The organism is Candidatus Tumulicola sp., from assembly GCA_035601835.1.
Taxonomy (GTDB): domain Bacteria; phylum Vulcanimicrobiota; class Vulcanimicrobiia; order Eremiobacterales; family Eremiobacteraceae; genus DATNNM01.
The window spans coordinates 113,958-126,902 of the sequence record DATNNM010000007.1 but is presented as its reverse complement, the minus strand read 5'-3'; the positions used below and the strand labels follow the sequence as shown (position 1 = coordinate 126,902).

Sequence of the window (12,945 nt, the reverse complement as noted above, 5' to 3'; positions counted from 1 at the left end):
GTTGGTCAACACTCTGGTTGAGAGCGGCCCGCGGGACACCGGGCAACCAACCGCGCACAAGGGAATTTCATGAATCCAAGACGGTCGTTTCCCCGCGCGCTTAGCCGCGCTTTTTCGTTAGTGGAAGCGCTGATCGCCGTCACGGTTCTGACGATCGCGTTCTTGTATTGGTCGCAGACCATGATCGCTGCGACGCAAGGTCAGAACAAGTCCGCGAACCACACGCGCGCCATCCAGGCGGCGAACTATCTGCTCGAGCAGATGCGCCGCGACAATCAGTTTTGGGGCAGCGAGTGGGCGGGCAGCGGCTGCACCACCGTGACGCCTGCGTGTTGGCAGACGATGGATGTCACGAACAAAGACGATTGCAACAACGTCTACCCGCCGTACAAAGACACGTACAGCATCGCGTTCGCGAGCTGGCATACCGGCTGCATCAACGGCATCACCCAAAATGTCCAAGGCACGACCCTTACGGTCCCGTTCCGGTATCTGTGGCGCGCTGACCCGCACGGCGCGTGGAACGGCGCTGCCGATACGAACATGGCTGATTTGACGGTGTGGGTGTACATCACCATCGACGGCCGTACGGAGATCTACAAAGTCACGGGAATGAATCGCTTCCAATGAGAGGCTTCACGCTCGTCGAGGCGCTCGTCACAACGGTGATCATCGGCATCGTACTGACGCTTTCGGTCGCCGAGTTCAGCCAAGTCGCCCGCCACTATTCGAAGACGACCGGCGACCTGCAAGCAGAAGTCGAAGCGCGCAACGCCATGGCCAGCGTCACCAAAGAGCTGCGTCAGGCGATGAGCAACCCCAACGTCGTGGCGACGCCTCCACCGGTGCTGCAACCGACGCCGGGCCCTTCGCCCACCTCGATGGTGCAATTCACGGAAGCCGAGAATATCACCGGCGCCGACTATACCACGATGAAGTTCGACACGATCACGATCGCCCCCAAAGGAACGCCGCCGCCTGGGCATACCTACCCGAACCTGGTTTTGACACGCGACAACGGGGTGACCGCGACGGACAGCGTGATCGGTCAGGACATCAAATTCTTTTCGGTGACGGGCGTCTACAAGTCCGTGTACGACGTGCAGATCACCACGGCGCCGCCGATGCGGCCGGACATGCCCGTGAAAGACTTCACGTTGAACACGCGCGTGTTCATCAGCTACTATAAGACCAACTCGTGAGCTCCAGGGAGATCTTCGTGAGAAGTCCATACGATCCGAACAAGCAGCGCGGGGTGGCGTTGCTCACCGCGCTTATGATCGTCGCGGTGCTGCTGATCTTGGTCGGGGCGCTGATCGAGTTCATCACCGGTGAGGTCCACGGCGTGGCGTACACCGGATACGACAACCGGGCGCTGTACATCGCCGACTCAGGCATCGAAGCGGCGGTCGTGGGCATCGAGGAGACGTCGCCGAAGTGGGCGAGCACGAGCGATATCCCGAACTATTCGTACGCGCCGGAACCGGATGGCTCGCAAGCCAGCTATTCGGTGAAGATCAACGAAGGCAAGTACGTCTCCGGTCTGCGCACGTACTGGGTCAGCGCGAAGGGCGTTGCGCCGAAGGGACAGGATCGCAACGTCGACGCGGTGGTCCAAGAAGTGAGCTTCTCGTATTACGACTATCTGGAGAAAGATGCGACGCCGGGCGGTTGGTGGGTCTCGGGCCTCACGCAGCTCAACGGCCCGGTATACCTCGAGGGAAACGCGCACCCCGAGAACTTCCAGTGGATCGACAGCAAGCCCTCAATCGCGCTGGACACCACCATCGTCTCCGGCAACTACGACTACTATAACAACACGCCGCCGAGCTCCACGACGGATTGGACGGCGATGGACGTCCTAGGGCAGCCCGGCGTCGCGTTCAAGCCGAGCAACTTCCTGCCGTTCCCGCCGGACGTAGCCAGCGCGCTTATCTCACAAGAAGCGCTCAACGGCACCGGCGGCAGCACGATCCCCTCCCCGAGCACGAAGGGCGTCTATATCGATCAGAACGAGATCCAAGCCGGAACCAGCGGAAATCTCACGACCGGCATCTTCGTGCAAGGCGATACGAACCTCGCGCTGTCCTCGACCGCCACGACCCAGACGTTCGCATTCACCCCGACGGGCAGCGGCACGAGCATCCCGAATCCTGTGACCGTCACGGTGAATTTCAGCGCGAACACCACGACCGTGACCGAGAAGTCGACGACGCTCACCTTCAACGGCGTGCCGTCGGGCGAGTCGACCACGGGCTCGGGCGCCAATGGTGCGGTCTTTGTCAACGGCAACGTGTCGGGGCTCAACGGCACCGTGCACGGCCAATACACGATCGCCGTGCCCGATACGGCGTCACTTGCGAACGACATCCATTTCTCCGGGAGCGTGCTGATGCAGAACGACCCGCAATCCTGCGGCTGCACGAGCACGGATGTCCTAGGCATCTACGGCCACAACTTGTACCTGGACAATGGCGCGCCGAACAACATCACGATCGAAGCGGCGCTCTTCGCCGGCAACTCGCATGACGTCACCACCCAGAACACGCAAGGCACTTTCACCGCGAACTTCAATACGGGCTCGCACCCGATCGCCGGCTTCCTGCACGTGTACGGCAGCACCGTGCAGCACATCGGCGGAAGTTTCGGCACCTTTAGTCCGGGGTGCGGCTGCATGCAGAGCGGCTACAACGACAGCTATCTGTACGACAACCGCTTCCGGATCACGGCGCCGCCGTACTATCCGCGCACAGGACAGTACAAGATCATCGCTTGGAAGGACAAGGGCGTCTAAGCGGTCGCGCTGCAGACGAAGGCGTTGAGCCGCGCCGAGATCGGCCCGTCACCGTACCTTTGTCGGATAGCGGTTCGCACAGCCTCGCGCACTTCGTTCACGACCGCCTCTCCCCGATCCGCGAATTCATTTCTCAGCGGGCTGCCGTCCGTCCAACCGCGAGCGACGTCCAGGGCGGATGCCGACGATCCCTCGAGCGAGACCGGCTCGACCAAGATCTGCGAAAAGCCGCTGGATTCCACGTCGCGCTGTAGCCGGAGCGGATCGTGGTGCCCATACGGCGTGTCGAAGAAGGTAGGCGGCGAACCGAGCACTTTTGCCACGGCATCGCGGACGACAACAACCAGCTCGTTCCGCTCGATCCGGTCCCATACGTTGAAAAGCCATCGGCCGCCGCGTGCAAGCACGCGCCGCGCCTCCCGCGCAGCCTGAGGCTTATCGGGGAAGAACATCCAGCCGAACTGACAGACGACGGCATCGAAGGAGCCGTCTGCAAACGGAAGTGAGGTCGCATCCGCCTGCTGCCATTTTATGCCATCGGAACCCAAGCGCTCTCGCGCACAATCGAGCATGGCCTGGTTAAGATCGGTCGCCATCAACGTTGAGGCGGAGTCGAGTTCTCCGCGCAGATGCCGGGTCACGATTCCGGTGCCGCACGCGATTTCCAAAACGCGCATGCCCGCACGTACGTCAAGGCGGCCGGCCAGGTCGACGGCGTAGGGCTCGAAAAGCAAGGGACGCAGGTAGCGGTCGTAGTTTTCGGGGATGCTGCCGGTGAAGGCGCGATGCGTGTCAGTCATTAGAGAATCTCCACAATCCGGCGCTGAAAGGCAGATGGTCCGGGCGCTCGAGGTTTTGGCGGGCGGCGTCAACTCGCCTGTGCGCGCGGGCACGCCCATGGGCGGCCCTTCGCCGCTGATCGCATCGGCACGGGGCAGCAAGCTGCGCGACACCGCCGGCCGCGAATACATCGACTATCTGTGCGCCTACGGGGCGGCGCTGCTCGGACACGCGGCCGAGCGGATCGCGCGTGCGGTCACGGGCGCGCTCGCGCGGGGCGCGGTTTTCGGCGTGACGCACGCGGAAGAGATACGCCTCGCGCAGCGCATCCGCGAGCGCTTCCCCTCGATGGAGCGCGTTCGACTCGTGACGACCGGCACCGAGGCGTGCATGAGCGCGATCCGCACGGCGCGCGCGTTCACGCGCCGCGAGCGCTTCATCCGCTTTGCCGGAAATTATCACGGACATTCCGACGAGATGATTTTCTCGGCGGGTGCGTCCTCACGATCGGCGCCGTCGCTCGAATGCGGCGTGCCGGCGTCTGCTATCGCCAACGCCCTGGTGCTGCCTTACAACGATGCCGATGCCGTCGCCGCGGCGATCCGGGAATGCGGCAGCGAGATCGCGGCGATCGTGCTGGAACCGATCGTCGCCAACATGGGACTGGTGTTGCCCGCGCCCGGCTATCTAGAGCGCCTGCGCGAACTTTGCGATCGCAACGGCAGCGTGCTGATCTTCGACGAGGTGATCACGGGCTTTCGCGTGGACGCCGGCGGCGCGCAAGCGCGCGTGCGCGTGCGACCCGACCTCACGTGCATCGGCAAAACGCTCGGCGGCGGTCTGCCGATCGCCGCGTTCGGCGGGCGAGCGGACATCATGGGCGTGCTCGCGCCCGGCGGCGGCGTGTTCGTCGGCGGCACGCACGCCGGCAATCCGGTCAGCGTGGCGGCCGCCCACGCTTTCCTGGACGAGTTGGAGGCGGACCCCGGCATGCACGAGCGCCTGAACGGGTTAGCTCGCCGGCTCGCCGAGGGAGCGCGAGCAGCGTTGAAGGAGGCCGCTCTCGACTATCCGGTGGTACAAGTCGCGTCGATCGTGGACTTCATGTTCCGAACCGGCCCGCCGCATCGGGACTACGCAAAAGCGCGTGAGGCGGACGAGCGCGCGTACGCGGCCTACTATTGGAGGATGATGGAGCGCGGCGTGTTCTTAGCGCCTTCGCAGATGGAGGTCATGTTCCTCACCGCCGCCCACACGGAAGAGGACATCGACCGCACGATCGCCGCTCTGAGAGGATCTTTGCTGGATTAGGCGGTTGGGATGATCGCGTCGGCTTGGCGCCCGAACTGCTCGATCGCCATCTCGCGCAGCTTATATTTTTGGACTTTGCCGCTCGCCGTCATCGGATAGGAGTCCACGAACATGACGAACGCTGGGACCTTCTGGCGCTGGATGTGGCCCTGGCAATAGCCGATGACCTCCTCGGCCGTCAGCGTCTCGTCCGGCTTCACCTTGACGACGGCGCAGACTTCCTCGCCGTAGCGCTTGCTCGGGACCCCGATGACCTGCACGTCCGAGATCTTCGGATGGCCGTACAGATACTCTTCGACCTCGCGCGGGTAGACATTCTCGCCGCCGCGGATGATCATGTCCTTGATCCGGCCGACGATCTTGACGTAGCCGGCCTCATCTTTGGTGGCGAGGTCGCCCGAATGCTGCCAGCGCTCCTCGTCGATCGCCTTGGCCGTCGCCTCGGGATCCTTGTAGTAGCCCTTCATCGTGCCATGGCCGCGCGAGCACAACTCGCCCGGCGTGTCGGCCGGCAGCGCTTGGCCGGTTTCCGGATCGGCGATCTTAATGGTGACGCCGGGCAGCGCCCGACCCACCGTGGTGACGCGCCGCTCGATCGAATCCTCGGGCCGAGTTTGCGTGAGCACCGGCGAGGTCTCGGTCAAGCCGTAAGCGATGGTCAGCTCGCGAGCGCCCATTTTTTCGGTCACCGCTCGCATCACTTCGATCGGGCAGGGCGCCCCGGCCATGATGCCCGTGCGCAGGCTGCTCAGATCGAACGACGCGAAGTCCGGATGCTCGAGTTCGGCGATGAACATCGTCGGCACTCCATACACGGCGGTGCAGCGTTCTTTGTGGATGGCGTGCAGGACGGCGCGCGGCTCGAAGGCCTCGATCGGCACCATGCATGCGCCGCGCGTCATGCAGCCCAGACTCGCCATGACGCAGCCGAAGCAATGGAACAACGGCACCGGAAAGCACAGCCGGTCTTTTTCGGTGAAGTTCTGGCAGCCGCTGACGTGGTAGGCGTTGAGCACGATGTTGCGGTGTGTGAGCATCACGCCCTTGGGAAAGCCGGTCGTGCCGCTGGTGTACTGCATGTTGATGACGTCGCCCGGCTCGAGCGAATCCTCGCGGCCGCGCAGCTCGACCGGGTGCATCTGCACCGCAAGATCCATGACGTCCTCGAAGAGCAGCATGCCGGGGCGGCGCTGATCGCCGATGAACACGATGCGCTTGAGACGCGGCAGCTTCGCGAAGGACGCATGCCCGACCGGCGCGTTGTCCAATTCCGGCAACACCTCGCGCAGCGTCTTGACGTAGTCCACGCCCTTGAAGCCGCCGATGAGGAATAACGTCGTCGTGTCGCTCTGACGCAGCAAATACTCCAGCTCGCGTTCGCGGTACGCGGTGTTCACCGTCACGAGGACCGCGCCGATCTTGGCGGTCGCGTATTGCAGGTAGAGCCACTCGGGCACGTTCGACGCCCAGATCGAGACGTGTTCGCCCTTGCGGATGCCAAGCGCCATCAAGCCGCGTGCGAGCAGTTCGACGCGATCGCGGAACTGCCGGTAGGTGAGACGAAGCTCGCGGTCCGTGTACACGAGACATTCGCGATCGCCGAAGCGCTCGACCTGACGGTCGAGCAGCTGCCCGATGGTGAGCCTCTCGATGTCCTGCATTCTAAGTCCCCGCCAGCTCGCGGAGTTTGAAGCGCTGGATCTTCCCGGTCGCCGTCTTGGGTAATTCTTCGACGAAGAGGACGTTGCGCGGATACTTGTACGGCGCGAGCCGCTCTTTCACATACGCTTGCAGCTCGCGGCCGAGATCATCAGATCCGGTATGCCCGCGTCGCAACACGACGTACGCCACCGGTTTCGTCAGCCCGGCTTCGTCCGCGACGCCGATCACGGCGGCTTCCAAGACGGCCTCGTGCGCCACCAACGTGTTTTCGACTTCGACCGGCGAGACCCACTGACCGCCTACCTTCAGCATATCGTCGCTGCGCCCCGCGTACCAATAGTAACCGTCCTCGTCGATGCGATAGGTATCGCCGGTGTCCAGCCACTCGCCCAAGAACGTCGCTTTGGTCTTTTCGTGACGATTCCAATAACCCGCGGCGACGCTGTCGCCCGCGATCTGCAGTCGCCCGGTCTCGCCGGCGGGCACGGGCTTGCCTTCGCCGTCCACGATGCGCGCCGCATAGCCGTCCACGACTTTGCCTGACGAGCCCGGCCGGATGTCGCTGGGCGTGTTGCTGATGAACATGTGGGCGGCTTCGGTCGAGCCGATCCCATCGATGATGTCGAAGCCGAACGCCTCTTTCCAGCGGCGGAAGATATCAGCCGGCAGCGCTTCTCCGGCGGAGACGCCGAAGCGGACCGAGCCGAGATCGAAGCGTTTTGCGCCGTCCGACAAGTCGAGCATCGCCGCGTATGCCGTGGGCACGGCGAAGAAGATCGTCGGTTTGGTCCGCGCCGCCAGTTCTAAGATGACGTCAGGCGCGAAGCGCCCCGGGTACAGAATCGTGGTGGCGCCGACCCCGAACGGGAAATACAGCGCGTTGCCAAGCCCGTAGGCGAAGAAGAGCTTCGCCACGGAAAAGGTCCGATCGCGTTCGGTGATCCCGAGCACGTGCTTGCCGAAGTGCTCGCAGCAGAACACCATATCGTGATGCAGGTGGATCGTGCCCTTCGGAAAGCCTGTGGTGCCCGAGCTGTACAGCCAGAACGCGGCGTCATCTTTGCTGGTCGCGTACGTTTCGATTGCGGGCGCTGCCGCGCTCAGCGCGGCGCGCAGGTCTACGCAGGCGACCTCGCCCGTCTTGGGCATGCCGGTGCCGGCGTCGTCCACCACGGCGATGGTGCTCAGGTGATGCAGTTCGCCCAGGATCGGTTCGACGGAGGGCCAGAGCGAGGTCGACACGATCAGCACGCGCGAGCGGCTGTCCTCCAACATGTAGCGATAGTCGTGCGGGCGCAGCAGCGTGTTGGTCGGAATACCGACGGCGCCGATCTTCATGGCGCCGAAGAAAGCGTACACGAATTCGGGGCAGTCCGGCAGCAGGATGGTCGCCCGTTGCTCAAGCCCGAGGCCGATCTCGCGCAGCGCGTTGGCGCAGGCGTTCACCGACCTGCGCACGGCATCGTACGTCAGCCGCTGGTCGCCGAACTCGATGGCCACCTTGCCGCCTCGGCCTTCCTCAACGTTGCGATCCACGAAATAGGTGGCCGCATTGAAGACGTCGGGAACGTCAGTGACGTCCGCCATCCGGGGTGTCCTCCTCTCGCCTGAGTTCGAGCGCCTACCACCCCGAAGAGGTCGGCTCCTCCAGCGCCGCAAAATCAACGCTCACATTTTTCCACCAGCCGGCCGGCGCACTTGCCGGGCCGGCGCACATGAGCGAAATGAGGCTCCATTATGCGCAGCTTCGTACGAACGTTTTCGGCTCTCGCCGCGCTGTGCGCGAGCGCCTCGATCGCATGCCCGCCTGCATTCGCGGCGCCCAACACCGCGACGATCGGCGCCATCTTCGACATCTCAGGTTCGGCCGGGGCCTACGGGGCTTCCCAGACCGAAGGACTCAAGCTCGGCGAGACCTATGTCAACAAACACGGTCGCGTCTTTCTTAATTTTGACATCCAAGACTCGGCTTCGCAAAAGACGCAAGTGGTGAATCTTTTCCAGAAATACACCACCAACGGCGCCGCCGCGATCATAGGTCCCACGCTGTCGAGCGAGGCGTTCGCCGCGGATCCGATCGCCGTCACCGCGGGCGTGCCGGTGCTCGGCGTCTCCAACACGGCGAACGGCGTCACCGCCATGGGGCCCTGCGTGTATCGCGACTCGCTCACCGAAGCGGCGGTCGTGCCGCACGTGCTGGCTGAAGTGGCCAAGCGCTATAAGGTCAAGAAAGCCGCCATCATCTACGGCAACGACGACGCGTTCACGAAGACCGACTACGAAGTCGCCAAAAAAGCGTTCGACGACCTGCACATAACGATCGTGGACACGGAGACGTTCGCCAAGGGCGACGTCGATTTTTCCGCGCAGTTGACGAAGATCAAAGCGGCCGGACCCAACGTGATCTTCGTCGGCGCGCTGGCTGAAGAGGCGGCGCACATCATCTCGGATGCGCACAAGCTCCAGATCAGCGCGAAGATCGTCGGCGGCAACGGCGCGAATTCTCCCAAGGTGTTCGGCTTGTCCGGCGGCGCTTCAGAGGGGACGATCGTCGGCGCGGCGTGGGCGATCGGCGCGGCCAATCCCGGCAATCTCGATTTCGTCCGCGACTATCGCGTCAAGTACCTCAAGGATCCCGATCAGTTCGCAGCGCAGGCCTTTGCGGGCGCGCAGATCATGGAAGCGGCGCTCTCAGGCGCAGCGTCCGCGTCGCCTAAAGATGTGTGCGTGGCGCTGAGCCGCCTCAAGCACGTGAACACGATCCTCGGAGATTTCTCGTTCGATCCGAATCGGGATGCCGTCGGCAACGGCGTCATCCTGGTGGTGCATAACGGCCGCTTCGTCGGCTTCTAGTCAAGGAATCTGATGTAGTGCCGGGGCTTTAGCCCCGGTCAGGCCCGAGGCTAAAGCCTCGGCACTACGTTTTAATATGCTGATACAGCAGCTCGTCAACGGCCTGTTTCTCGGCAGCGTCTATGCCCTGTTCGCGCTGGGCTACACGCTGATCTTCGGCGTGCTCGACATCCTCAATCTGGCGCACGCCGCGATCTTCATGCTCGGCGCGTTCGCCGCACTGGTGCTGGTCGGCTTGCACGCGCCGCTGTGGCTGGCGATCGCCGGCGGCGCGGTCGTGGGCGGATTGCTGGGAGTGATACTCGATAGGGTCGCTTTTTGGCCGCTGCGGCGGCGCCAAGCCGGGCCGCTTGCGCCGCTGATCTCGAGCATCGCCGTCGGCATGATTTATGTCAGCGCCGCCAATGGGCTGTTCGGACCAGACATGCGGCGCTTTCCGGCAGATGTCGTGCAAACGCGTTCGTTCGCCATCGGTCCAGCCACGGTGACCGACTTGCAGCTCATCATCGTCGCGGTGTGCATCGCGCTGATGCTCGGCCTTCAGTTCCTCCTGAAGCGAACGCGCCTCGGCGCCGCCATCCGCGCCGTAGCCGAGAATCCCCGCGCCGCGCAGCTGCTCGGCATCGATCTTGAAGGGGTGATCGCGCAAACGTTTTTCATCGCTTCGGCGCTCGGCGCGGTCGCGGGCATCTTGTTCGGGCTCAACTTCAACGCGGTCAGTCCGCAGATGGGCGAGTCGGTCGAACTCAAAGGCCTTGCCATCATCATCCTGGGCGGGATGGGCTCCATCCCCGGCTCGGTGCTCGGCGGCTATCTCATCGGGCTTTCGGAAGTCTTTTCGGTGGCGCTGCTGTCGTCCGGCTACCGCGACGCGATCGTGTTCGCCATCCTCTTCGTGGTTCTCGTCGTGCGGCCCGGCGGCTTGCTGGGGCGCCGCACGCTGCGCGCAGCCTGACAAGATGATGCATGAACTCGGCGCCTTCTACGCCGCGCACTCCAATCTCATCAACCAAGTCGGCATCAACGCGCTGCTCGCGCTGTCGATCTGGGTGACCCTTTCGTGCGGGCAGCTCTCGCTCGGCAACATGGGCTTCATGGCGATCGCCGCGTATTCGTCGGTACTGCTCGTCAAGGACGCGCATTGGCCGTTCGCCGCAGCCGTGCTGGTCGGGTCCGTCGCCGCGGCGCTCGCCGGACTGATCCTCGGCTGGCCGGTGCTGCGGCTGCGCGGCGTTTTCTTAGCGATCGCCACGATCGGCTTCGGCGAAATCGTGCGCATTTTCGCGGTCAACCTCGACATCACCGGCGGCGCCGAAGGCATCAACGGCGTGCCGCCGCTGACCACGCCGTTCATCGTGTATTGCTCGCTGGGCGTGACGCTGTTCTTGCTGTGGCGCCTGCGCTGCTCGCGCGCGGGGCGAGCATATGCTGCGATCGCGCAAGATGAAGTCGCGGCCGAAGGCCTCGGCATCGACACGACGGCGTACAAGCTCTCCGCCTTCACCCTCGGCGCGTTCGTCGCCGGCTACGGCGGCGCGCTCGCCGCGTTCGCGTCGTATTTCATAGGGCCAAGCGACTTCGGCTTCGGCAAAGCGGTGGACATGTTGACGTACGCGGTGGCAGGCGGTATCGACGCACTGGGCGGGCCGGTGCTCGGGGCTGCGCTGCTGACGGTCCTGCCCGAAGTGCTTCGCTTTTTGCAGAACTACCGCGACATCGCCAACGGTTTGGTGCTGCTCCTCGTCATCGTGTTCTTGCCCTCGGGGTTGTGGTCGGCATTCTCCCTACTGCACAAGAGAGCGGCATGATAAGCCTCGATTCGGTCAGCAAGGATTTTGGCGGCGTTCACGCGGTGAAAGGCCTGTCGATGACGGTCGCGGCCGGGTCGCTAACCGGTTTGATCGGACCGAACGGCGCGGGCAAAACCACGGTGTTGAACCTTATGACCGGGCTGACGCGCCCCAGCACAGGTCACGTGGTGTTCAAAGATCGTCGCATCGAACGCATGCGACCGCATCGCATCGCCGCCCTCGGCGTCGCGCGGACCTACCAGACCACGCGGCTTTTCGGGCGGATGACGGCACTGGAGAACGTCGTGGCGGGCATGCATCTGGCGGCTGAAGATTCGCTTTTTGGTCATCTGATCTGTTGGCCGCCGACCTTGCGCCAGGTGCGGCGCCTGCGGCGCGCGGCGCGCGAACACTTGGCGGAGCTGGGCATGGCGGAGCGCGCGGAGATCGAGGCGCGCAATCTTGCCAACGGAGAGCAGCGCCGCGTCGAACTCGCGCGCGTCATCGCGACCGGCGCCGCGCTGCTGCTCCTCGATGAGCCGGCGGCCGGTCTCAACCCGAACGAAACGGCTGCGCTGCGCGACGAGATCAAAAGACTTGTGCGCGAGCGCGGCATCACGGTGCTGCTGGTCGAGCACGACATGGCGCTCGTGATGTCGGCGTGCGATCGCATCGTGGTCCTCAACTTCGGCGAGAAGATCGCGGAAGGATCGCCGGCGCAGGTGCGCAGCGATCCGCGCGTCATCGAGGCGTATCTCGGCGCGCAGGCGCCGGCATGAACGCGAGGCCGCTGCTCGAGGTCGAAGATCTGCGCGTCGCTTATGGTCAAGTGGATGTCGTGCACGGCGTATCCTTGCGGCTCGAGGAAGGCCGCGTGGCGACCATCATCGGCGCCAACGGCGCCGGCAAAACGACGACGCTTCTCGCGCTGTCGGGAGTCCTGCGACCGCGCGGTGGCAGTATCATGTTTGGCGGCGCTCGCATCGACGGGCAGCCCTCGCATCGCCTCGTCGGACGGGGCTTGATGCACGTGCCTGAAGGGCGCGCGATTCTCGCGCACATGAGCGTGCGCGAGAATTTGGAATTAGGCGCGTGGACGCGGCGCGACCGCGCTGCGGCGCGCGTGGATCTCGACAAGATGTTCGCGCGCTTTCCGATCCTGCGCGAGCGCTCGAGCGTTGCCGCCGGCTCCCTTTCGGGCGGCGAACAGCAGCTGCTTGCCATCGCGCGCGGATTGATGAGCAGACCAAAGCTTTTGTTGCTCGATGAGCCCTCCATGGGTCTCGCGCCTACGCTCGTGGCCCAGGTCTTCGGCATCGTCGCACAGCTGCGCGCCGACGGTCTATCGATTCTGCTGGTCGAGCAGAACGCGCGCCAGGCGCTCGCGGTGTCCGATTACGCGTACGTCATGGAGCGCGGCCGCATCGCGCGAGAGGGCCCCGCGCATCTACTCGCCGGCGATCCGGCAGTGGTTGCTGCCTATCTCGGAGGTCAGTGACGCACTAGTCGAATCAGCGCCCACTCGCTTGATCCGCCGAATTGTGGGAATTTTTCTTGAGGGAGCGAATATCTGTTGGACATATGGAGGTTTGGCTTTGGATCCTGCTTATACCGGGGTGTCTCATCGTCGGCGCGCTTCTGTTCTTCCTGAGGCTCGTGAGGTCGGCTGCGCGAGCGACAGTTCCTAAATCCCAGCGGTCCGAGATTGACGACGTTCCTTAGTCCACTACAGCCTATAAGCTAGATCACCAAGGT

At 63.9% G+C, this 12,945-nt stretch carries 12 protein-coding genes; 9 read left to right on the top strand and 3 right to left on the bottom strand.

All coding sequences use genetic code 11. The features are described from left to right. Positions 1-120: 120 nt before the first annotated feature. The 3 genes from VN934_02425 to VN934_02415 are packed head-to-tail and all read left to right on the top strand — an operon-like array spanning position 121 to position 2,794. Entirely contained in the window at positions 121-630 is a 510-nt protein-coding gene (locus VN934_02425; protein HXM17645.1) for a hypothetical protein, read from the top strand. Further along, a complete protein-coding gene (locus VN934_02420) occupies positions 627-1,202 on the top strand; it encodes a prepilin-type N-terminal cleavage/methylation domain-containing protein (GenBank protein ID HXM17644.1) in 576 nt (191 codons plus the stop codon). The genes VN934_02425 and VN934_02420 overlap by 4 nt, the downstream gene beginning before the upstream one ends. After that, entirely contained in the window at positions 1,199-2,794 is a 1,596-nt protein-coding gene (locus VN934_02415) for a hypothetical protein (GenBank protein HXM17643.1), read from the top strand. The genes VN934_02420 and VN934_02415 overlap by 4 nt, the downstream gene beginning before the upstream one ends. On the opposite strand, the gene VN934_02410 is transcribed toward VN934_02415, so the two are convergent. After that, entirely contained in the window at positions 2,791-3,594 is an 804-nt protein-coding gene (locus tag VN934_02410) for a class I SAM-dependent methyltransferase (GenBank protein HXM17642.1), read from the bottom strand. The two genes, VN934_02415 and VN934_02410, sit on opposite strands and share 4 nt — an antisense overlap. Here VN934_02410 and VN934_02405 point away from each other — a divergent pair. Beyond that, positions 3,584-4,885 carry a glutamate-1-semialdehyde 2,1-aminomutase gene (locus VN934_02405; protein ID HXM17641.1) on the top strand — a complete coding sequence of 434 codons (1,302 nt, stop codon included), beginning with the start codon at positions 3,584-3,586 and terminating at the stop codon, positions 4,883-4,885. The genes VN934_02410 and VN934_02405 overlap by 11 nt on opposite strands. Here VN934_02405 and VN934_02400 read toward each other — a convergent pair. Together VN934_02400 and VN934_02395 are read right to left on the bottom strand one after the other, a co-directional pair. Further along, entirely contained in the window at positions 4,882-6,546 is a 1,665-nt protein-coding gene (locus VN934_02400; GenBank protein ID HXM17640.1) for an AMP-binding protein, read from the bottom strand. The genes VN934_02405 and VN934_02400 overlap by 4 nt on opposite strands. A gap of 1 nt (position 6,547) precedes the next feature. After that, the gene (locus VN934_02395; GenBank protein ID HXM17639.1) at positions 6,548-8,134 is read right to left on the bottom strand and encodes a benzoate-CoA ligase family protein; all 1,587 of its coding nucleotides are present in this window, start codon (positions 8,132-8,134) and stop codon (positions 6,548-6,550) included. Between the two features lie 150 nt (positions 8,135-8,284). Here VN934_02395 and VN934_02390 point away from each other — a divergent pair, with 150 nt between their 5' ends. From VN934_02390 to VN934_02370, 5 genes are all read left to right on the top strand, one after another. Further along, positions 8,285-9,400, top strand: a complete 1,116-nt coding sequence (locus VN934_02390) for an ABC transporter substrate-binding protein (protein HXM17638.1) — start codon at positions 8,285-8,287, stop codon at positions 9,398-9,400. Positions 9,401-9,476: 76 nt separating this feature from the next. Then, positions 9,477-10,355 carry a branched-chain amino acid ABC transporter permease gene (locus VN934_02385; GenBank protein HXM17637.1) on the top strand — a complete coding sequence of 293 codons (879 nt, stop codon included), beginning with the start codon at positions 9,477-9,479 and terminating at the stop codon, positions 10,353-10,355. Between the two features lie 4 nt (positions 10,356-10,359). Beyond that, the gene (locus VN934_02380) at positions 10,360-11,208 is read left to right on the top strand and encodes a branched-chain amino acid ABC transporter permease (protein HXM17636.1); all 849 of its coding nucleotides are present in this window, start codon (positions 10,360-10,362) and stop codon (positions 11,206-11,208) included. Beyond that, positions 11,205-11,969: an ABC transporter ATP-binding protein gene (locus VN934_02375; protein HXM17635.1), complete on the top strand. Its 765-nt coding sequence runs from the start codon at positions 11,205-11,207 to the stop codon at positions 11,967-11,969. Before VN934_02380 ends, VN934_02375 begins: the two co-directional genes overlap by 4 nt. After that, complete coding sequence (locus VN934_02370; protein ID HXM17634.1) at positions 11,966-12,688, top strand: ABC transporter ATP-binding protein; 723 nt, start codon at positions 11,966-11,968, stop codon at positions 12,686-12,688. The genes VN934_02375 and VN934_02370 overlap by 4 nt, the downstream gene beginning before the upstream one ends. Positions 12,689-12,945 lie beyond the last annotated feature (257 nt).

What these genes read in the sequence shown, in the direction of transcription:
- VN934_02420 (HXM17644.1), top strand. Translation starts at nt 627, where the DNA reads ATGAGAGGCTTCACGCTCGTCGAGGCGCTCGTCACAACGGTGATCATC.
- VN934_02410 (HXM17642.1), bottom strand. Translation starts at nt 3,594, where the DNA reads ATGACTGACACGCATCGCGCCTTCACCGGCAGCATCCCCGAAAACTAC.
- VN934_02400 (HXM17640.1), bottom strand. Translation starts at nt 6,546, where the DNA reads ATGCAGGACATCGAGAGGCTCACCATCGGGCAGCTGCTCGACCGTCAG.
- VN934_02395 (HXM17639.1), bottom strand. Translation starts at nt 8,134, where the DNA reads ATGGCGGACGTCACTGACGTTCCCGACGTCTTCAATGCGGCCACCTAT.
- VN934_02390 (HXM17638.1), top strand. Translation starts at nt 8,285, where the DNA reads ATGCGCAGCTTCGTACGAACGTTTTCGGCTCTCGCCGCGCTGTGCGCG.
- VN934_02385 (HXM17637.1), top strand. Translation starts at nt 9,477, where the DNA reads ATGCTGATACAGCAGCTCGTCAACGGCCTGTTTCTCGGCAGCGTCTAT.
- VN934_02380 (HXM17636.1), top strand. Translation starts at nt 10,360, where the DNA reads ATGATGCATGAACTCGGCGCCTTCTACGCCGCGCACTCCAATCTCATC.
- VN934_02375 (HXM17635.1), top strand. Translation starts at nt 11,205, where the DNA reads ATGATAAGCCTCGATTCGGTCAGCAAGGATTTTGGCGGCGTTCACGCG.
- VN934_02370 (HXM17634.1), top strand. Translation starts at nt 11,966, where the DNA reads ATGAACGCGAGGCCGCTGCTCGAGGTCGAAGATCTGCGCGTCGCTTAT.